The sequence below is a fragment of the Microbacterium sp. SORGH_AS_0428 genome (assembly GCF_031453615.1).
Taxonomy (GTDB): domain Bacteria; phylum Actinomycetota; class Actinomycetes; order Actinomycetales; family Microbacteriaceae; genus Microbacterium.
The window spans coordinates 809,435-829,881 of the sequence record NZ_JAVIZT010000001.1 but is presented as its reverse complement, the minus strand read 5'-3'; the positions used below and the strand labels follow the sequence as shown (position 1 = coordinate 829,881).

Genomic DNA, 20,447 nt, shown 5'->3' with positions numbered 1-20,447 from the left:
CGCCCCACGGTGTGGGGCGGCCTTCGCTTTTGTGCGCCCACCGCATCCGGATCCCCCTAAAGACCGCGAGACTGCATCTTCTGCACGAGATCACTGTGTTTACCCGTGATCTCGTGAGGGAAATGCAGTCTCGCGGTCAAGTGGGTGGATGCGGGAGCGGCGGATGCGGGCGCCCGGGCGCGGTGAGGGGGTGGGTCAGGCGCGGGCGGCCAGGAGATCCGCGTGATGGATCGCCGCCACGTCCGGGTGCGCGCGCAGCCGGGACTTCAGCGCGTTCTCGCCGTAGCGGGCGTAGATCGGGTTCGTGGGGTCTTCGGTCACACCCCGCGAACGTGCCGCCAGCTCCGACGGGAGCTGGATGAGGGGCAGCTGGGCATCGAGTGCGGGGTTGAAGAAGAACGGCACCGAGATGCGGTCTTCGGGGTAGCGCGGCGAGACGACCCGGTGGTTGGTGGCGATGAGATACCCCTGGGTCGCGTACTCGAGGAGCTCGCCGATGTTGACGACGAACGCGCCGTCGACCGGGGGAGCATCGACCCATCCGCCGTCGCGCTCGACCTGCAGCCCGCCCTTGCCCGGCTCCACCCAGAGCAGGGTCAGGACACCGGAGTCCTTATGGGCGCCGACGCCCTGCTGCGGCTCCGGCTCGCGGCTGCCGGGGTAGCGCACGATCTTGATGAGCGTGCCCGGATCCGCGAAGTACGGGTCGAAGAAGTCCTCAGCGGCTCCCAGCGCCAGCGCCCACTGGCGCAGCAGCGTGATCGCGACCTCGCTCAGCCTGTCGTGCCACTCCTGCACGACCTCGCGCAACTCCGGAAGCGCCTCGGGCCAGAGGTTGGGGCCGGTGAGGCGCTCGAAGTCGGGAGCGGCGGGGTCGGTGACGGCCGCGCGCTCGGGCCCGATGTCGATCTGCTCGCGCCAGTCGACCTGCCCCTGGGTGCGCTCGCCGCCGATGCGCGTGTACCCGCGGAAGTGCGGGCTGTTGACGTTCTCGATCGCCAGCTTGTCGGCCTCAGGCAGTGCGAAGAAAGCGCGCGCCACCTTCTCGAGGCGCAACGCCAGGTCATCGACGCCCGTCCCCGTGAGGTAGAAGAAGCCCACCTCGTGCGTCGCCCGGCGCAGGTCGTCGCGGAAGGCGGCGACCGCATCCGGACCGTCGGAAAGGCGGGAGAAGTCCAGGACGGGAAGGGAAGGCGTGGTCATGCACCGAAGGTACGTCCCGGCGCCGCACCGCGGAGAAATATTGCTGAGCGTTACCGCACGGCGTGGAATTTGCCTCCGGTCGTAACAGGAGTAATCTCGCTCCGGGCTTAGGTAAGCCTTACCAGAAAGAAGGATGCCGCGGTGCTGTCGAGTCTGCTGATCGGTCTGCGTGAAGGCCTCGAGGCCGCCATCGTCGTCGGCATCCTCGCCGCCTACCTCTCCCGGCTCGGCCGGCGTGATGTCCTCCCGCGGCTGTGGATGGGCGTCGGACTGGCCGTCCTGCTCTCACTCGTGGTCGGCGCCGTCCTCACGTTCGGCGCCTACGCGCTGACCTTCGAGGCGCAGGAGATCCTGGGCGGAGGTCTGTCGCTGGTCGCCGTCGCGATGGTCACATGGATGATCTTCTGGATGCAGCGGGCCGGCCGGGGCCTCAAGCGGGCCCTGGAGGGCGACGTCGATCGCGCGCTCGCGACGGGGGCGCTGTGGGGCATCGTCGTCATCGGCTTCATCTCCGTCGCCCGCGAGGGGCTGGAGACGACCCTGCTGCTGTGGTCGATGGTGCAGTCCTTCGGCGATGCGCCGGCGGCCCTCGGCGGCGCGGTCCTCGGCCTCGCCCTGGCCGTCGTGCTGGGTGCGCTCATCTCGCGCGGCATGATCCGTCTCGACCTGCGGGTGTTCTTCACCTGGACCGGCGCCCTGCTCATCATCGTCGCCGCCGGCGTCCTCGCCTACGGCGTGCACGACCTGCAGGAGGCGGGCGTGCTCCCGGGGCCCTTCTCCGACGCCGCCACCATCGACGCGGCCACCGGTGTCGTGGGCGTCGGCCTCGCCGGATTCCCCTTCGGGTGGGCCTTCGATCTGTCGGCGATCATCGCCCCCGGCGGCCCCGTCGCGGTGCTGCTGCAGGCCACCGTCGGATTCATGCCGCAGATGACGTGGCTGCAGGTCATCGCGTGGGGCGTCTACATCGCCGTGGTCGGCACCCTCTTCTTCCGCGGAGCGCGTTCGCATCCGCGGTCCCACCGAGCGCAAGAAGCCGTCGCTCCCGCACATCAAGGAACCCCATGACAGCTCCTCGTCTGATCGGCGGCGCCGCAGCGCTCGTCATCACCTCGCTCGCGCTCGCCGGATGCGTCGCCAAGGCCGACGTGGCCGCATCCGACGCCCTCGCCGTCACGGCGAGCGATTCCGCGTGCGATCTGCCCACGGCGACCGCGACCAGTGGCACCCTGGCCTTCGACGTCACCAACACGGGCTCGCAGGTCAGCGAGTTCTATCTGCTTGCCGAAGACGGCCTGCGCATCGTCGGCGAGGTCGAGAACATCGCTCCCGGTGCCTCGCGGACGCTCACGGTCGTCGCGCAGCCCGGCAACTACTTCACCCTCTGCAAGCCCGGCATGGTCGGTGACGGCGTCGGGCGGGCCGGCTTCACCGTCACCGGCGACGCGATCGCCGCGTCCGGCGACGACGCCGCGCAGAAGCAGCAGGCCGTCTCGCTGTACGCCGCCTTCGTGAAGGACCAGGTCGAGCAGCTCGTCCCCGCTGTCGCCGCCTTCACGGCCGCCTACGTCGCCGGTGACGACGCGACCGCCCGGACGTCCTTCCCGCAGGTGCGCTCCTCCTACGAGCGTATCGAGCCGGTCGCCGAGTCCCTGGGCGATCTCGACCCCAAGATCGACTACCGCGAGGTGGATGCGGTCGCCGAGGGTCTGGACTGGACCGGATTCCACCGCATCGAGAAGGACCTCTGGGTTCCCGCGCAGGACGCGCTCAACGCCGACGGCGCCACCCCCGCCTGGCAGGACTGGACGCCCTCCACGCCCGCGCAGCGCACGGAGCACGCCGACCAGCTCGTGGCGGATGTGGCCGAGCTCAACGACTACGTCCACTCCGACGACTTCGTCAGCGCGCTCGACGCGCAGGGCATCGCGGGCATCTCGAACGGCGCCATCGCGCTGCTCGATGAGGTCGCGAACGGCAAGATCTCCGGCGAAGAGGACTGGTGGAGCGGCACCGACCTCTACGACTTCGCCGCCAACGTCGAGGGCTCCAAGATGGCCTACTCGCTCGTGCGCGACTTCGCAGAGAGCAAGGGAGCGGACGGGCAGAAGCTCGTGACGGCCATCGACAAGGGTTACGCCGATCTCGAGGCGCAGCTGGCGACCTACGGCAGCGCGGACACCTCGTTCGTCGCATACTCGACGCTGACCGAGGCCGACAAGCGCACCCTGACCGATCTCATCAACGCGCTCGCCGAGCCGCTGTCGCGTCTGACGGTGACCGTCCTCTCGTGAACGAACAGCAGTCCGACGCCCAGCCGATCGAGCCCGTCGGCGCCCCTTCCGGGCTCAGCCGACGAGGCCTTCTCGGTCTGCTGGGCGCCGGCGCCGCCGGCCTCGCCATCGGCGGTGCCGGCGGCGCAGGAGTGGCGACGGCGGTCGCAGGCTCCGCATCCGCCGCCGATGCGGACGGCGTCCACGTCTTCTTCGGCGATCACCAGGCGGGGATCACGACCCAGGTGCAGGACCACCTGCACTTCGCCGCCTTCGACCTCGACGACGACCTGACGCGCGACGACCTCGTCTCGCTCCTCCAGGACTGGTCGTACGCGGCATCGCGCATGACGCAGGGGCTCGACGTCAGCGCATCGGGCGCGGTGGGAGGTTCGCCCCAGGCTCCGCCGGACGACACGGGGGAGGCGCTCGGGCTGCCCGCGAGCTCCCTGACGATCACCTTCGGATTCGGCCCCGGGCTCTTCGAGCGCGACGGCGTCGACCGCTTCGGGATCGCCGATCGTCGCCCCGATCTGCTGACGACGCTGCCGCGCTTCGTCGGCGACGATCTGGACCCGCTGAACTCGGACGGCGACCTCTGCATCCAAGCCTGCGCCGACGACCCGCAGGTCGCCGTCCACGCCATCCGCAACCTCAGCCGCATCGCGTTCGGACGCGCCCGCATCCGCTGGGCGCAGCTGGGCTTCGGCCGCACATCGAAGACGACGGCCGCCCAGTCGACGCCCCGCAACCTGTTCGGCTTCAAGGACGGCACGGCCAACATCCTCGCCACCGACACCGCGGCGCTCGCGGAGCACGTGTGGGTCGGGGATGAGGGACCCGCGTGGCTCGCCGGCGGCAGCTACCTCGTCGCCCGCCGCATCCGCCAGACGATCGAGACATGGGACCGCCTGCGGCTCATGGAGCAGGAGCGCACGATCGGGCGCGACAAGCGCGAGGGCGCTCCGCTGTCGGGCGGGGAGGAGTTCACCGCACCGGACTTCTCGGCGAAGGATGCGTCCGGCGCGCCCCGCATCGACCGCGCCTCCCACGTCAGCCTCGCCCACCCTGACAACAACGGCGGGATCCGCATCCTGCGTCGCGGCTACAACTTCGTCGACGGCAACGACGGGCGGGGCGCGCTGGAGGCGGGGCTGTTCTTCCTGTCCTACCAGCGCTCGCCCGAGCAGTTCATCACGGTGCAGAAGGCGCTCGCGCGGGACCTCCTCACGGAGTACCTGCGTCACGTCGGCTCCGGGATCTGGGCCGTGCCGGGCGGTGTCCGGGAGGGCTCGTTCGTAGGAGCCGAGCTCTTCGCCTGAGCGGGTTCAGCGGCGCTCGGGAGCGCGGCGCGAACCGGTCGGATCGCTGCGGTGCCCTTCGCGACGTGCCAGGGTGCGGTCGGCGAACAGCCACGACCAGCGCGGCTCGACGAGGGGGCGGAACACCCGGCGCACCGGCGCCGTCGCGAGTGCCAACGCGATGAGCACGGATGCGGCGCAGACGACCGGCAACCAGAACCAGGTCGGATCGAGGCCGCGCAGGACGCCCGACTCCCGGAACGGGTAGAGCACGAAGGAGTGCAGCAGGTAGACGTACATCGTGTACTGCCCGAACGAGGTCCACCACGCGGCCCGCCGGGGCACGAGCGCGAGGAAGGCGGCGGTCAGCACCAGGGCGATCGCCATCAGCGCGAGCCGGATGCCGCCGGCCCACCACTGCTCGCCACCGAGGTCGGAGTAGGCGTCCTCGTAGAAGAGCCAGGTGCGCAGATCGATCGCCCGCCACAGGTCGATGAAGATCCACGCGACCGCGCCGGCACCGGCCAGCACCACGGCAGCGGCGATGCGGCTCCACCACGGACGAGCCAGCAGTGAGAAGCGCTCGACGATGTCGTGCTCGCGCAGCCACCAGCCGAGGGTGAAGAAGAACAGGAGTCCCATCGTGCGCGACAGGGACAGCGTGGAGTCGATGTTCGGCAGGTATCCCACGCCGATCGAGACCACCAGGGCCCACAGCAGCGGCCAGCGCAGGAGGGCGAGGTAGGGCAGGACGACGCGGAAGATCCCGAGCGCGAGCAGGAACCACAGCGTCCACGAGGGCTGGGTCGGGTTCGGGTTGGCCGCCCCCTCCACGAGGAACTTGGTGATCGTCCAGAGGGTCTCGAAGATGAGGTAGGGCAGCAGGATGTCGGTGACGACGCGGGCCATCTGCCGCTTGCCCGGAACGCCCGCCTTCGAGAAGTACCCCGAGATGACGGCGAAGGCGGGCATGTGGAAGGCGTACACGACCAGGTAGAGCGCGAGGGCCGCATCCGAGTCGTAGATGAGGCGTTGCGTGGCGTGCCCGAGTACGACCAGGACGATCGATGCGAAGCGCGCGTTGTCCCAGAACGGCACCCGGCGCTTCGGGCGCGCGGGCGCGGGGGTCGGCGGAAGGCTCATCGCGTGCGACCCTACCGGTGCGCGTGGTGCGCGTGTCGCCCGTACAGGGAGGCAGTAGGGTGTGGCCACCGGTGAGGGGGTGTCGATGGTCGTGCGCGAGGATGCTGCCTGGCAGGACCGATCTCTCGGCGACGTGGATTGGCATCTGTTCCCGCCGGACGCCGTGCGCGATGTCGTCGTGGCCCCGTCGGGCCCGTTGGCCCGTGTCTCGCTCGGCCCGGCGGACGGCCCCAGGGTTCTGCTCGCTCCCGGGGTGACCGGGTCGAAGGAGGACTTCGTGCTCGTCATGCCGCTGCTCGCCGCCGCGGGCTACCGGGTCGAGTCCTACGATCTGGCGGGTCAGTACGAATCGGCGGCCGCGGGGCCGGAGAACCTCCTACCGCCCCGGCGGCACTACGACTACCCGCTGTTCGTGGACGACATGATCGCGGTGCTCGAGACCGGGTCCGCCCCCGTGCACGTGCTGGGATACAGCTTCGCCGGCCTCGTCGCCCAGCTCGCGCTCGTCGCGCGCCCCGACCTCTTCGCGACTCTCGCGCTCGTGACCTGCCCGCCGGCCACGGGGCAGGTGTTCCGCGGCGTCAAGCGCATCGGACGCCTTTCGGATGCGGCGGGGCCGCGCGCGGGTGCCGGGCTCATGCTCTGGGGGATCCGCAACAACCTCAATCGCGTGCCGCCGGGCAGGCTGCGCTTCGTGCGCGAGCGGTTCGCGTTGACCCGACGCTCGAGCGTGACCGACATCGTGGGCCTCATGATGACGATGCCCGATGTCACGGCCGCCGTCGCGGGCCTCGACCTGCCCAAGCTCGTCGCCACCGGCACGCACGATCTCTGGCCCGAGTTCGATTATCGCGCCTATGCGTCGCGGATCGGGGCGCGGGCGGTCGTCTACGACACCGGTCATTCGCCGAGCGAGACGGTGCCCCACCAACTGAGCAGGGATCTGCGTCATCTGTACGAATCGGCCGCCGATCGCCGGGAATAACCTCGACCCCGACGCGTTATAGGGGATATATTCAATCGCATAGAAACGGATGCGGGCACGCACCCGGGAAGCGGAAGAGGAATCGTGAGCGAGAACACCACCTGGCCGGGAATGCAGTTCGGCATCTTCACGGTCTCGGACATCACCCAGGACCCGGTGTCGGGTCACACCCCGAGCGAAGCGGAGCGCATCCGCAACACCATCACGATCGCCAAGCACGCCGAGGAGGTGGGGCTGGACGTCTTCGCCCTCGGCGAGCACCACAACCCGCCCTTCTGGTCGTCGTCGCCGACCACGACGCTCGCAGCGATCGCCGCGCAGACCGAGCGGCTGCTCGTGTCGACCGCCACGACTCTCATCACCACGAACGACCCGGTGAAGATCGCCGAGGACTTCGCGATGCTGCAGCACGTCTCCAACGGCCGCACCGACATCATGCTCGGACGCGGCAACACCGGCCCTGTCTACCCCTGGTTCGGCAAGGACATCCGTCAGGGCTTGCCCATCGCGCTGGAGAACTATGCGCTGCTGCACAAGCTGTGGCGTGAGGACGTCGTGGACTGGGAGGGCAAGTTCCGCACCCCGCTGCAGGGCTTCACCGCCACCCCGCGTCCCCTCGACGGTGTGCCTCCCTTCGTGTGGCACGGCTCGATCCGCACGCCGGAGGTCGCCGAGCAGGCCGCCTACTACGGTGACGGCTTCTTCGCGAACAACATCTTCTGGCCGGCCGAGCACTACCAGCGCCTGATCGCGCTGTACCGTCAGCGCTACGCCCACTACGGACACGGCACGCCCGAGCAGGCGATCGTGGGCCTCGGCGGACAGGTGTTCATGCGCGCCAACTCGCAGGACGCCGTCAACGAGTTCCGTCCCTACTTCGACAACGCCCCCGTCTACGGACACGGCCCGTCGATGGAGGACTTCACGCAGATGACGCCCCTCACCGTCGGCTCGCCCCAGCAGGTCATCGACCGCTACGCCGGTATGCGCGACCTGTTCGGCGACTACCAGCGCCAGCTGTTCCTCATGGACCACGCGGGTCTGCCTCTGAAGATCGTGCTCGAGCAGCTCGACATCCTGGGTGGCGAGGTCGTGCCGGTGCTGCGCAAGGAGCTCGCGAAGAACCGTCCCGCCGACGTGCCGGACGCGCCCACCCACGAGAACCTGGTGCGCAAGACGTACGGCGACGCCGAGCCCCGTCAGGCCACCCCGCGCGCCAACCGCGGTGACAACCTGACTTCGGGCTCTCCTTACCAGGACACCCCGCAGCCGGTCGGTGCCGCCTTCGGCGCCGCTGCCACACGGAGCGCCTGATGAGCACCCGACGTATCGCCGTCATCTCGGCGGGACTGTCGAACCCCTCGTCGACCCGGATGCTGGCCGACCGCCTGCTCGCCGCCACGGCGCGCGAGCTGGCGGAGCGGGACATGGAGATCACCGCCGACGTGTTCGAGCTGCGCGACTATGCGCACGACATCACGAACAACCTGCTCACCGGATTCGCACCCACGGCGCTGGAGACGATGATCAACACGGTGGTGTCGGCCGACGCGCTCATCGTCGTGACTCCGATCTTCTCCACCAGCTACTCGGGGCTCTTCAAGTCGTTCATCGACGTGCTGGATCCCGACGCGCTGCGCGGCAAGCCGGTGCTCATCGGCGCGAACGCGGGCACCGCCCGCCACTCGCTGGCGATCGACTACGCGATCCGCCCGCTGTTCGCCTATCTCCACGCGGATGCGGTCTCGACCGGCGTGTTCGCCGCCTCCGCCGACTGGGGCGGCAGCGGAGATCAGGTGGCGACGCTCTCCAGCCGCGTGGACAAGGGGGCGCGGGAGCTGGCCGAGGCCATCGCCCGCCGCAGCCCCGTCGTCGACGCCGACCCGTTCGATCCGGCCAACTACCTCGGCGAGGGCCGCTCGTTCGGCCACCTGCTGGGAGGTCTGTCGGGGGAGTGACATCCCCTGATCGTGTGAGGGCGCCGCGTCATCGCGGCGCCCTCACACGTCTCGCCGCGATCGCATCCACGGCGAAGCCCAGGCCCAGCGCGAGGGCGACGGAGACGATCACCGCGACGACGGGGCCGCCGGGCACGACGGCGCCGACGGCCGCGCCGATCAGGCTCTGGTAGGCCGCCCAGCCGAGCGCCGCGAGAGCGCACGCGCCGAGGAACCTCACCGCAGGCACCCCGGTAGCCCCTGCCGTGAGGGTGACGGCGACGCGCGCGAAGGGGATGAAGCGCGCGGTGAACACGACCGTCGCGGCGCTGCGGTGTAGGCGCCCGCGCGCCCACGCGAACGCCGATGCGACGCGGGGATGCCGCATCCAGCGCCAGCGTTCGATCCCGACCGTGCGTCCCAGCAGGTATCCCGCGGCATCACCCGCGAATGCCGCGGCAGCGGCGACGGCCACGACCGCGACGATCGGCGGCTGCCCGGTCGACACCGCCAGCGCGCCCATGGCGGTCACCGCGACCTCGCCCGGGATCACCACCAGCAGCGCATCGGCGAACACCAGCAGAGCCATGAGCGGCAGCGCCCACGGACTCGATGCGAGATCGGTCAGGAAAGGCTCCGCCACGGGGGAAGCATCGCAGCGGCGGGTGAACGGCGACCCAACGGGGCACGTCCGGTGACGAGCCGTGGTGCATCGGGTGAACTCTCGACGATCCGCCGGGGTTCGCACCATTCGGGCGCAGCTGCGGGAGCACCCTGGTCTCGTGAGAGTCGCGCTGATCGCCGAGTCCTACCTTCCGCACATGAACGGTGTGACCGGTTCCGTCCTGCAGGTGCTCCGGCACCTCGCCGCCGACGGTCACGAGACGCTCGTGATCGCCCCGCGCGCGGCCGAGTCCGTCGACGCGGTCGCAGCCTCCCGCACCGAGCTGCTCGCCTCGCTCCCGCTGCCGTCGTATCCGCAGGTGCGGGTCGTCTTCGCGCGCGTCGCACGGATCGCGGCGATCCTCCGCGAGTTCCGCCCCGACGTCGTCCACCTCGCTTCGCCTTTCGTGCTGGGCTGGCAGGGCGTGAACGCGGCGGAGTCGCTGCGCACGGCATCCGTCGCGATCTACCAGACCGACGTCGTCGCCTACGCGCAGCGCTACCGGATGCCGCAGGCCGCGGCCCTCGCCGCCGGCCATGTCGCGCGGCTCCACCGTCGGGCGACCCTCACCCTGGCGCCCTCGACCTCCTCGGTGGCGCAGCTGGAGCGGATGGGGGTGGACCGCCTGCGGATGTGGGCGCGCGGCGTGGACGGCGAGAGATTCCGGCCGGACCGTCGCAGCGAGCAGTTCCGCCGCCGGATCGCACCCGGCGAGCGCATCATCGGCTACGTCGGGCGCCTCGCCCCCGAGAAGCAGGTGGAGGATCTCGCCGCGCTGGCGGGTGTCGACGGCGCGCGGCTGGTGATCGTGGGAGACGGTCCCTCCCGCGCACAGCTGGAGCAGCAGCTTCCCGGTGCGGTGTTCCTCGGTCATCTCGCGGGCACCGAGCTCGCCGAGGCGATGGCGTCGTTCGACGTGTTCGTGCACCCCGGCGAGAGCGAGACCTTCGGCCAGACGATCCAGGAGGCGCACGCGAGCGGCGTCCCGGTCGTCGCCACGGGGACGGGCGGTCCCGTCGACCTCGTCCGCTCGAGCATCGACGGATGGCTCTACCGCCCCGGTGACCTCGCGGATCTGCGCGCTCGCGTCGGTGACCTGCTGGGTGACGACGCGAAGAGGCAGGCTTTCTCGGTCGCCGCCCGCGACGCCGTCGCCGAGCGCACCTGGGCGTCGCTGTACGGTCAGCTCCTCGGGCACTACGACGAAGCGCGGGAGCTGCGCCGGATCGATGACCGTCTTCTGGCCCGCGGCGACACACGTCCCGCTATGCCCGCGCCGCTTCCCACGCCGCGTCGGTGGGCGAGGTTCGTCGCCCTCGGCGATTCGCTCACCGAGGGCCTGTGCGACACCTCGCGCGCACCGCACGGCCAGTACCGCGGCTGGGCCGACCGTCTCGCGCCGCTGCTGGCGCAGCAGCACCGCGGCCGCGACCCCTTCCGCTACGCCAATCTCGCGGTCCGCTCGCGTCGCGTGCGCGATCTCACGACGACGCAGATCCCGCGGGCGCTCGAACTGCGCCCCGATCTCGTGTCGATCCTCATGGGCGCGAACGACCTCGTCGGCCATGGCGCGGCGCCGCGGGCGCTCGCCGCGGAACTGGAGGAGGGTGTCGTCGCGCTGCGGGCGGCGGGTTGCGATGTTCTCCTGGTGACGCCGTTCCTGCCGCATCGTCGGGCCGCGGGACTCTTCGCCCGCCGATTCGCCCAGTACGCCTCTGAGCTTCGCCGCATCGCGCGTGTCCACGGCTGCATGCTCCTCGACCTGGACGCACTGCCCGAGATCGGCGCGCTGGAGATGTGGGCCGACGACAAGGTGCACCTGCGCTCGCGCGGCCACCGCTTCCTCGCCTATCGCGCCGCCGAGGTGCTGGGAATCCCGGATGCGGAGGCCCTGGGTGATCTGGACGCGGCTCTCCACGACGACGAGCCCCCGGCGGGCGGCTGGTTGCGCCGCGACGCGCTGCCCTGGCTGTGGCGTCGGATGCGGGGGCGCACCGCCGGTGACGGGCTGGATGCCAAGCACGCCGACTACGTCGAGATGCCCGGCGCCGGACGCTCGCGCCGCGCCTCCTCCTCTGCCTGACGCGTTTCGTCTCGCCTGCGGCTCGCTCAACGACCGGCGCCCCTGGTCGTTGAGCGAGCGGAGCGAGCCGAAACGCGCGTCAGTACCAGCCGGTGGCCTGTGAGTGCCCCCACGCTCCGCAGGGGGAGCCGTAACGGTCGGAGATGTACGACAGTCCCCAGTTGATCTGCGTGGCGGCGTTCGTGCGCCAGTCGGCGCCCGCGCTCGCCATCTTGCCCCCGGGCAACGCCTGAGGGATGCCGTAGGCGCCGCTGGACGGGTTGAGCGCGTCGGCGCGCCAGCCGGACTCCCGGTTCCACAGCGACACGAGACATTCGAACTGATCCGGGCCCCAGCCGTAGACGCCGATCGCACCGCGCGCATAGTCCCGTGCTCCCGCGGGGTCGACGACGACGGCACCGCTCGCGGGAGGGGAGGGAACGGGCGGCGCCGGTGGCGCGGGAGAGCCGGACGAGGGGGAGCCGGGGGCGGGATTGGCGGGTTGCGCCGCAACCTGGCTCGCCAGCCGGTACCGGCGCTCCAGGTCGGCCGTGGTGCCCTTGAGGGTTGCCAACTGCGCGTAGAGGGTGTCGGCCTGCGTGGTGAGCTCCGTCACCGCGGCCGCCTCCGAATCCGCGGCGGACTGCGCATCGGCTGCGGCGCGTTCGGCCGCCGCGGCGGCGTCCTCGCGCGCGGCGCGCGCCAGGGTGGCCTGATCGTCCAGTGCGGCCAAGACCTGCGCCGTGCTCTGCACCTGCGCCGCGCGGCCGGCCCACGCGGTTCCCATCGTCTCGAGCAGGCCGAGGCGGTCGAGCAGGTCGTCCGGGTCGGCGGCGGTCAGCAGTCGGGCCGCCAGCGGTCCGTCAGACTGCAGCCGGTACATGGAGGACGCGAGAGCGCCGGCGCGAGCGCGCTGCGCCTCAGCCTCCGTCCGCGCTGCGTCCACCTGCGCATCGAGCGCAGCGGAACGCTGCGCGGCGTCGTCCGCGCGTCGGCGGGCGTCCTCAGCGATGCGCGCCGCATCCAGCGCCGCGGTGGCGGTGGCGGCACTGCGCTCTTGCGCGGCGTCGAGCTCGGCCTCGATGCGGGCGACGAGCTCGGCCGCGGCCGCCTGGTCGTCGCGCGCGTTCTGCACGTCGTTCCACGAAGGGGTGTCGGCAGCCTGAGCGGGTGCGGCGGACCCGGCGAACAGCGCAACGATCGCGACGGCGACAGCGAGCGCGGCCGGGCGCAACGCCCGCGGGCGGGGCGTGCGCTCGACGATCATGCGGAACACGCTATTGCGTCACAGGCGTCACACCAACCCCATGAGTCACATCGCCCAGCGGTACTCGCTCTCGGGTCGGCCCGGGCGGCCGTGGCGCGCACGTCGCTCGGCCGCACCGATCTCCACCAGGTGCTCCAGATAGCGGCGGGCCGAGACCCGTGACAGGCCCAGCAGACGCGCCGTCTCGACGGCCGAGAGCGCTTCGCCCCCGCGAAGTGCCCGGCCCACCGCATCCAGCGTGTCCGGCGAGATGCCTTTCGGCGTCACCGGGATCGGGGCCGTGCGACCGGCCCCGAGCAGCGCATCGATCTCGGCCTGTGTCGCCCGCCCACGCGGAGTGCGCAGCTCGCGTGCCTGCGCGTACTGCTCGAGCCGCTCCCGGAACACTCCGAAGGCGAACGGCTTCACGAGGTACTGCACGACCCCGAGACTGGCAGTGGCACGCACGGTCTCGGCGTCGCGCACGCTGGTCACCGCGATCACGTCCACCGTGCTGCCCGCGGCGCGGATGCGGCGCAGCACATCCAGCCCGCTCCCGTCCGGCATGGTCATATCCAGCAGCACGAGGTCGACGGCGGGCCTCGGCGCAGGCCCGATGAGCGCGCGCACGGCGGCTGCCGCGCCGGCACACAGTCCGCCGACCTCGAAGCCGTCCAGGCGCCCGACGTACTGTCCGTGCAGCTCGAGGGTCAACGCGTCGTCGTCGACGACAAGCACCCGGATCATCCGCGCCCCCTCAGCAACACCTCGAAGCGGCTCGGGTCGGTGTCGTCGATGCGGATGCTGCCGCCCGCCGCCGTCACGATGTCCCGAACGAGGGCCAGGCCCACACCGCGACCCTCCGCCCCCGCGGGCTTCGTGCTGAATCCCATCTCGAACACCCTCTCGCGCAGCTCGGTGGGCACGCCGGCGCCCGAGTCGGTCACCGTGAGGATCAGGTCTCGCCCTGACCGCGTCATCGTGAAATCGACGGTGCGCGGCGTGGGACCGGAGGCCGCCGCATCCACGGCGTTGTCGAGCAGGTTACCCACGACCGTGACGGCATCGACGGCGGAGAGCACCGAGCGGGGCGCGTCGGGAGCGATCTGCGTGCGCAGGAGCACCCCGCGCTCGGCCGCCTGCGACACCTTGCCGAGCACCAGGGCGCCCACGGTGGCGTCGCCGTCGGTGCGCGCCGTGACCTGATCGACCAGCTCCTGCGAGGCCTGGGCGGAGTCGGTGAGCAGCGCGATCGCCTCTTCGCGCCGATCCATCTCGAGCAGGGCGACGGCGGTATGGATGCGGTTGCCGTGCTCGTGCGTCTGCGCTCGCAGCGCCTCGCCGAGGGTGCGCATCGACTCGGCGCTCGAGAGCGTGTCGCGGATCTCGGATGCGGCCAGATCGCCCGTCACGCGCCGCGCCTGGCCGCGCGCGAGCACCGCGCCGACCAGGCCTGCGGCGAGCACGACGAGCGCGACCGCCAGCGCGAACGGCAGTCGGGCAGCGATCCCGTCTCCGATACTGCCCAGCGTCACCCCCGCCGACACCCACCCCACGACCTCGTCGCCCTGGATCACGGGGGCGATCGTGCGCACCGACGGGCCCAGCGTCCCCGCGCGCTCCTCGGTGAGCGACTCAGGGGAGGCGGGGATCGTGCCGATGTAGCGCTCGCCGATCCGTGCCGGATCCCGGTGGGTGAATCGCACGCCGTCCGGAGACATGATCGTCACGAAGTCGAGGTCGCTGGCGGCCATGACCGACTCCGCGAACGGCTGGAGGACTGCTGAGGGGGCGGGGGAGCTGATGCTGCTTCGAACGAACGGGTCCTCGGCGAGGGTACGCGCGACGATCTGCGTCGCGCGCTCGGCCTCCGCGCGTTCCGCGCGCTGGGCATCCAGCACGAGTACGGCGCTGAGCACGGCCGCCGCCGCGACGGCAGCGGCGGCGATCAGCAGGAACAGGCGCGTGGCCGCGCTCCTCGGGAACTTCGTCGGTCTCACCGCATCCTCCGTGACCAATACGACCACAACTCGACCCGGTCCGTCAGTGGGCGCGAGGGTACGAGCGTGGCCACGATGAGGCGGCCCGATCGAGAAGGAGACGATGATGGCTCTGCGACTTCCCCGCACGACGACGGTGACCCTGCCGCGGCTGACAGGCCGCCCCGGTCGCAAGAAATGGGACAAGCACACCTGGCTGTACGTCTCGGTGATCATCGCCGTGGTCGCCGGCGCCGTGGTGGGTCTCGCCTTCCCCGAGTTCGCGGTCGGGCTGAAGCCGCTGGGAACGGCGTTCGTCTCGCTCATCACGATGATGATCGCCCCGATCATCTTCTGCACGATCGTGGTGGGCGTGGGATCCATCGCCAAAGCGGCGACCGTCGGCAAGATCGGCGGCCTGGCGCTGGTCTACTTCCTCGGGATGTCGACCTTCGCGCTGGCGATCGGCCTCGTGGTCGGCAACATCATCCACCCGGGCGAAGGCCTGGACATGTCCGGCTCGACCTATCAGGCGACCGGTGAGGCGACCTCCACCGTCGACTTCCTGCTGCACATCGTCCCGGAGTCCTTCTTCGCCGCGTTCACCGGCGGCAGCGTGCTGCAGGTGCTCTTCATCGCGCTCCTGGTCGGCTTCGCGCTGCAGGGGCTCGGGGAGAAGGGCAAGCCGATCATGACCGCCGTCACCCACCTGCAGACGCTCGTGTTCCGCATCCTGGGCATGATCCTCTGGCTCGCGCCCGTCGGCGCGTTCGGCGCCATCGCCGCCGTCGTCGGCTCGACCGGCGTCGCGGCGATCCTCGGGCTCGGTCTTCTGATGGTCGCGTTCTACATCACGTGCTTCGTCTTCATCGCGGGCGTGCTGGGGTCCCTGCTGTACGCGGTCGCGCGGGTCAACATCTTCTCGCTCATGAAGTACCTGGGCCGCGAGTACCTCCTGATCGTCGGTACGTCGTCGTCGGAATCCGCACTTCCCCGACTCATCGCGAAGATGGAGCACCTCGGCGTCTCGAAGCCGGTCGTGGGCATCACGGTTCCCACCGGGTACTCCTTCAACCTCGACGGCACGGCGATCTACCTCACGATGGCCTCGCTGTTCATCGCGACGGGCATGGGCGCCCCGATGTCCATCCCGGAGCAGATCGGCCTGCTCGTGTTCATGATCATCGCCTCGAAGGGCGCTGCGGGCGTCACGGGCGCGGGGCTTGCGACCCTGGCCGCGGGCCTGCAGACCTACCGCCCCGACCTCGTCGGCGGGGTGGGCGTCATCGTCGGCATCGACCGCTTCATGTCGGAGGGGCGTGCGGTCACGAACTTCACCGGCAACGCGGTGGCGACCGTGCTGATTGGCACCTGGACCCGGCAGATCGACAAGGCGCGGGTGCGCGAGGTGCTCTCGGGTGCCCGGCCCTTCGACGAGTCCACCCTGACCGGCGGACACGGTGTGGATGCGGGACAGAAGGCGCCCGTCGCAGCGCAGGGGGATGCGGCCGCGAAGGAGATGGCAACCAGTACCCGTTGAACGACGAGGAGGGCCCCGGCGCGCCGTGCGCCGGGGCCCTCCTCGTCGCTTGTCAGCCCTCGATGCCCTGCTCGAAGCCGTCGAAGCGCATCTCGCGCTCGAGCTGCGCCTGCAGCTGAGCCTCTTCGCGCGGGTCCGGGGTCTCCGGGGTGCCATCGAGCAGCCCGTCCTCGACGAGCTGCTCCTCGCCGGAGGCTGCAGGCTCGGTGCCCGGCTCTGCGTCGCGGTCGGAGCCGGGGGTGGTGTCGTGGGTCATGACCTGTCCTCTCGTCGGTTCCGCTGGCGCGGCTGTGCGTTCCACGATAGGCGGCGTCGACCGGCGTGAGAACAGGTTGCCCTGGTAGGCTGAGGCGGATCGCTCTCTGCGATCGCCAACTCCATACGAGTTCACGGAGCAGGCCGGCGGGAAGCTGGTCCCCTGTGGTGGGTTCCTCGTCGTGCGTCGCACGCCGGGTGGTCTTCTACTGGTGGCCAGCGCAGGCTCTCTGCAGTCATGCCGCGCGCCCATAACCGCAGCCCTGCTCCTTCGCATGTCCGCTCGTCGCCCACACGGGGTGGCGAGCCTAAACAAAGAAGGAGGGACCTCTTGGAAGGTCCGGAAATCACCGCCGCCGAAGCCGTTCTCGACAACGGCCGATTCGGCACCCGCACCGTCCGGTTCGAGACCGGGCGACTGGCGCAGCAGGCACAGGGTGCCGTTGCCGCCTACCTCGACGAGGAGACGATGCTCCTCTCGGCGACGAGCGCCGGGAAGCACCCTCGTGAGGGCTTCGACTTCTTCCCGCTGACCGTCGACGTCGAGGAGCGCTCGTACGCCGCCGGCAAGATCCCCGGTTCGTTCTTCCGTCGCGAGGGACGCCCCTCGACCGAGGCGATCCTGGTCTGCCGCCTGATCGACCGCCCGCTGCGCCCGTCGTTCGTCGACGGCCTGCGCAACGAGGTCCAGATCGTCGTCACGGTGCTCTCGATCGCGCCGGGCGAGTTCTACGACGCGCTGGCCATCAACGCCGCATCCCTGTCGACGCAGATCTCGGGGCTGCCTTTCTCCGGTCCCATCGCCGGTGTGCGCCTCGCGCTCATCCCGGGTCACGGCGAGCACGCCGACCAGTGGATCGCGTTCCCGAAGGCCGAGCAGCTGCAGGAGGCCGTCTTCGACCTCATCGTCGCCGGTCGCGTCCTGGACGACGGCGAAGTCGCGATCATGATGGTCGAGGCCGAGGCCACCGAGCACAGCTGGAACCTCATCAAGGCCGGCGCCACCAAGCCCAGCGAGGAGATCGTCGCGCAGGGCCTCGAGGCCGCCAAGCCCTTCATCAAGGAGCTCGTCGCGGCGCAGAACGTCGTGGCGAACACCGCCGCGAAGGAGATCCAGCCGTACCCGGTCTTCCCGCCCTACAGCCAGGAGACGTACGACTTCGTCGCCGAGCGCGCCTACGACAAGCTCGTCCCGATCTACCAGATCGCCGACAAGCAGGAGCGCCAGAACGCGGACGACGCGGTGAAGGATGCCGTCAAGGCAGAGCTCGTCGCCGCGGTCGAGGCCGAGCAGCTGCCCGCTGCGGCGACGCTCGAGTTCTCCGCCGCGTACAAGTCGGTCACCAAGAAGATCGTGCGCGGCCGCATCCTCGCCGAGGGTGTTCGTATCGACGGACGCGGCCTGGCCGACATCCGTGCGCTCGACGCCGAGGTGCAGGTCATCCCGCGCGTGCACGGTTCGGCGATCTTCCAGCGCGGTGAGACCCAGATCCTGGGCGTCACCACGCTGAACATGCTCAAGATGGAGCAGCAGATCGACTCGCTGAGCCCCACCACGAGCAAGCGCTACATGCACCACTACAACTTCCCGCCCTACTCGACCGGTGAGACCGGCCGTGTGGGCAGCCCGAAGCGTCGCGAGATCGGTCACGGCTTCCTGGCCGAGCGCGCCCTCGTTCCGGTGCTGCCCAGCCGCGAGGAGTTCCCCTACGCGATCCGCCAGGTGTCCGAGGCCCTCGGCTCCAACGGCTCGACGTCCATGGGCTCCGTGTGCGCCTCGACGCTGTCGCTGCTCAACGCCGGTGTGCCGCTGCGCGCTCCGGTCGCGGGTATCGCGATGGGTCTCGTGTCCGACGAGGTCGACGGCCAGACGCGGTATGCGGCGCTGACCGACATCCTGGGTGCCGAGGACGCGCTGGGCGACATGGACTTCAAGGTCGCGGGTACGAGCGAGTTCGTCACGGCCATCCAGCTCGACACGAAGCTCGACGGCATCCCGTCGTCGGTCCTCGCGGCAGCTCTCACCCAGGCCAAGGACGCGCGTCTGACGATCCTCAACGTGCTGAACGCGGCGATCGATGCTCCCGACGAGATGGCGCCCACCGCGCCGCGCGTCATCAGCGTGCAGATCCCCGTCGACAAGATCGGCGAGCTGATCGGCCCGAAGGGCAAGACGATCAACGCGATCCAGGACGAGACCGGTGCGCAGATCTCCATCGAGGAGGACGGCACCGTCTACATCGGCGCGACCGACGGCCCCTCGGCCGAGGCCGCCCGCGCCCAGGTGAACGCGATCGCCAACCCGACCAACCCCGAGGTCGGCGAGCAGTTCCTCGGCACCGTCGTGAAGATCGCCACCTTCGGCGCCTTCATCTCGCTGCTGCCCGGCAAGGACGGTCTGCTGCACGTCAGCGAGGTCCGCAAGCTCGCCGGTGGCAAGCGCGTCGAGAACGTCGACGACGTGCTCAACGTGGGTCAGAAGCTGCTGGTGAAGATCACGAAGATCGACGACCGCGGCAAGCTGTCGCTCGAGCCGGTGCTCGAAGAGGCTGCCGATCAGGAGGGTCGCGACGCGGCCAACCCCGGTCCGGAGGCCCCCGCAGAGGGCTGATCGCCGAACGCTGCAGAGGCCCCCGTCGCGATATCGCGGCGGGGGCCTCTGCCGTCCGCGGCGAAGCCGTGACAAAAGAGTTATGCAATGTTTATCGATCTGTCGCCGTGGCGGGAGCCGGTGACCGCGGGCTCACTTACTGTCTAAGTACGCGTCGAGCCACGCGGAAGATCCACGGATTCCGCGTTCCGCGACACGAGAATGCGGAAGGGGTGCGCGTGAGAATCTTCGGAATCGGCACGGCGACGCATCCGATCGCGCCGACGGATGTGGCCGAGATGCATCCTTCGGCCCCCATCCCCGTGCAGGGCCCCGGCGTCGGTGCCGGCATCCGCACCGATCTCGGCGAGAGTGGACAGCGCATCTTCCCCCTCATTCTGGGCGGGGCGGAGTTCGGCTGGAACGTCGACATCGACACGAGCCACACGATCCTCGACGCGTACGTCGAGCGTGGCGGTAATGCCGTGCACACCGCCGACAGCTTCGCCGGCGGGCGCAGCGAGCACATCATCGGCGAGTGGCTGCGCAAGCGCCGCGTTCGCGACGACCTCGTGCTCATGACCCGCGTGGGCGCCCACCCCGACCACCCGGGCCTCGGCCCCGTCAACCTCATCCGCTCGGTCGAGGCGTCGCTGGTGCGGCTCGGCACCGACCACATCGATGTGCTCTACATCGACGGCACCGCAGGAGTGGGCTCGCTCGAGAACACGCTCGCCACGCTGGAGTGGCTGATCGAGGCAGGAAAGGTGCGGGCCATCGGCGCCTACGGCCTCCGAGCGGAGCAGCTCGTGGAGGCTCGCATCCTCTCGTCGGCCGGACTCCCGCGGTTCACGGTGCTCGACGTGCCCTACAACGTGTTGCGCCGCAAGGACTTCGACGGCGACCTGCGACTCGTCGCCGGTGCGCAGGGAGTCGCGGTGACACCGTCGCACCCGCTGGAGCACGGGTTCCTCGCCGGCGCCCGGCGAACGCGCGACAAGGCCGTCACCTCGGTCCGAGCGGCCCAGCTGGCCGGCAGCCTGACCAAGCGCGGCAGTCGCACGCTGAAGGCCCTGGATGCGGTGGCGGCGGAGTTCGGTGTGCCGGTGTCGGCGGTCGCGGTGGCGTGGCTGCTCGCGCAGCGGATCGTTGCCGCACCGATCGCGAACGCCTACGCGCCCGCTCACGTCGAAGAGGTGTTGCAGGGAGTGGGGCTCCGTCTCACCCGCAGTCAGCTGTCGGAGATCGCGCGCGCGTCGGAGTAGCGGG

17 protein-coding genes are annotated in these 20,447 nt (G+C 70.4%); 10 read left to right on the top strand and 7 right to left on the bottom strand.

All coding sequences use genetic code 11. The features are described from left to right. Window positions 1-195: 195 nt before the first annotated feature. Window positions 196-1,203: a 2-oxoglutarate and iron-dependent oxygenase domain-containing protein gene (locus tag QE374_RS04085; RefSeq protein WP_309732402.1), complete on the bottom strand. Its 1,008-nt coding sequence runs from the start codon at window positions 1,201-1,203 to the stop codon at window positions 196-198. A gap of 141 nt (window positions 1,204-1,344) precedes the next feature. On the opposite strand from QE374_RS04085, the gene efeU reads away from it, so the two are divergent. Genes efeU through efeB form a run of 3 tightly spaced genes read left to right on the top strand, consistent with a single transcriptional unit; the run spans window position 1,345 to window position 4,798 of the window. After that, window positions 1,345-2,271 (top strand): iron uptake transporter permease EfeU, encoded by a 927-nt coding sequence (efeU, locus tag QE374_RS04080; RefSeq protein ID WP_309732400.1) that lies wholly within the window; start codon window positions 1,345-1,347, stop codon window positions 2,269-2,271. After that, complete coding sequence (efeO, locus tag QE374_RS04075; RefSeq protein ID WP_309732398.1) at window positions 2,268-3,497, top strand: iron uptake system protein EfeO; 1,230 nt, start codon at window positions 2,268-2,270, stop codon at window positions 3,495-3,497. The genes efeU and efeO overlap by 4 nt, the downstream gene beginning before the upstream one ends. Beyond that, a complete protein-coding gene (efeB, locus tag QE374_RS04070; RefSeq protein ID WP_309732396.1) occupies window positions 3,494-4,798 on the top strand; it encodes an iron uptake transporter deferrochelatase/peroxidase subunit in 1,305 nt (434 codons plus the stop codon). The genes efeO and efeB overlap by 4 nt, the downstream gene beginning before the upstream one ends. A 6-nt stretch (window positions 4,799-4,804) precedes the next feature. Here efeB and QE374_RS04065 read toward each other — a convergent pair whose 3' ends face one another. Then, complete coding sequence (locus QE374_RS04065) at window positions 4,805-5,920, bottom strand: acyltransferase family protein (RefSeq protein ID WP_309732394.1); 1,116 nt, start codon at window positions 5,918-5,920, stop codon at window positions 4,805-4,807. An 85-nt stretch (window positions 5,921-6,005) separates the two neighbouring features. Between QE374_RS04065 and QE374_RS04060 the strand changes: the two genes are divergently transcribed. The 3 genes from QE374_RS04060 to QE374_RS04050 all read left to right on the top strand — a co-directional run bounded on the left by QE374_RS04060 (window position 6,006) and on the right by QE374_RS04050 (window position 8,863). Then, window positions 6,006-6,905, top strand: a complete 900-nt coding sequence (locus QE374_RS04060) for an alpha/beta fold hydrolase (RefSeq protein ID WP_309736603.1) — start codon at window positions 6,006-6,008, stop codon at window positions 6,903-6,905. 111 nt (window positions 6,906-7,016) lie between these two features. Beyond that, on the top strand, window positions 7,017-8,219 hold the full coding sequence (locus QE374_RS04055; protein WP_309736601.1) for an LLM class flavin-dependent oxidoreductase: 1,203 nt from the start codon (window positions 7,017-7,019) through the stop codon (window positions 8,217-8,219). Continuing rightward, complete coding sequence (locus QE374_RS04050) at window positions 8,219-8,863, top strand: FMN reductase (RefSeq protein ID WP_309732392.1); 645 nt, start codon at window positions 8,219-8,221, stop codon at window positions 8,861-8,863. The genes QE374_RS04055 and QE374_RS04050 overlap by 1 nt, the downstream gene beginning before the upstream one ends. 28 nt (window positions 8,864-8,891) lie before the next feature. Here the strand turns inward: QE374_RS04050 and QE374_RS04045 are convergent, their stop codons facing one another. Then, on the bottom strand, window positions 8,892-9,485 hold the full coding sequence (locus QE374_RS04045) for a VTT domain-containing protein (RefSeq protein WP_309732390.1): 594 nt from the start codon (window positions 9,483-9,485) through the stop codon (window positions 8,892-8,894). Window positions 9,486-9,624: 139 nt separating this feature from the next. On the opposite strand from QE374_RS04045, the gene QE374_RS04040 reads away from it, so the two are divergent. After that, window positions 9,625-11,589: a GDSL-type esterase/lipase family protein gene (locus QE374_RS04040; protein ID WP_309732388.1), complete on the top strand. Its 1,965-nt coding sequence runs from the start codon at window positions 9,625-9,627 to the stop codon at window positions 11,587-11,589. 79 nt (window positions 11,590-11,668) lie between these two features. Here the strand turns inward: QE374_RS04040 and QE374_RS04035 are convergent, their stop codons facing one another. From QE374_RS04035 to QE374_RS04025, 3 genes are read right to left on the bottom strand one after another with little or no spacing between them, the layout of a single operon-like run. Beyond that, on the bottom strand, window positions 11,669-12,835 hold the full coding sequence (locus tag QE374_RS04035; protein ID WP_309732387.1) for a hypothetical protein: 1,167 nt from the start codon (window positions 12,833-12,835) through the stop codon (window positions 11,669-11,671). A gap of 45 nt (window positions 12,836-12,880) precedes the next feature. Then, window positions 12,881-13,561: a response regulator gene (locus QE374_RS04030; protein WP_309732385.1), complete on the bottom strand. Its 681-nt coding sequence runs from the start codon at window positions 13,559-13,561 to the stop codon at window positions 12,881-12,883. Next, a complete protein-coding gene (locus QE374_RS04025; RefSeq protein ID WP_309732384.1) occupies window positions 13,558-14,814 on the bottom strand; it encodes an ATP-binding protein in 1,257 nt (418 codons plus the stop codon). Before QE374_RS04025 ends, QE374_RS04030 begins: the two co-directional genes overlap by 4 nt. Before the next feature lie 106 nt (window positions 14,815-14,920). Between QE374_RS04025 and QE374_RS04020 the strand changes: the two genes are divergently transcribed. Then, window positions 14,921-16,333, top strand: coding sequence for a cation:dicarboxylate symporter family transporter (locus tag QE374_RS04020; protein ID WP_309732382.1), 1,413 nt, complete (start codon window positions 14,921-14,923; stop codon window positions 16,331-16,333). A 52-nt stretch (window positions 16,334-16,385) separates the two neighbouring features. On the opposite strand, the gene QE374_RS04015 is transcribed toward QE374_RS04020, so the two are convergent. After that, a complete protein-coding gene (locus QE374_RS04015; RefSeq protein ID WP_309732380.1) occupies window positions 16,386-16,589 on the bottom strand; it encodes a hypothetical protein in 204 nt (67 codons plus the stop codon). Window positions 16,590-16,919: 330 nt separating this feature from the next. Between QE374_RS04015 and QE374_RS04010 the strand changes: the two genes are divergently transcribed. Next, window positions 16,920-19,199, top strand: coding sequence for a polyribonucleotide nucleotidyltransferase (locus tag QE374_RS04010; protein ID WP_309732378.1), 2,280 nt, complete (start codon window positions 16,920-16,922; stop codon window positions 19,197-19,199). A gap of 218 nt (window positions 19,200-19,417) precedes the next feature. Then, entirely contained in the window at window positions 19,418-20,443 is a 1,026-nt protein-coding gene (locus tag QE374_RS04005; RefSeq protein WP_396653318.1) for an aldo/keto reductase, read from the top strand. The last annotated feature ends 4 nt before the right edge of the window (window positions 20,444-20,447 follow it).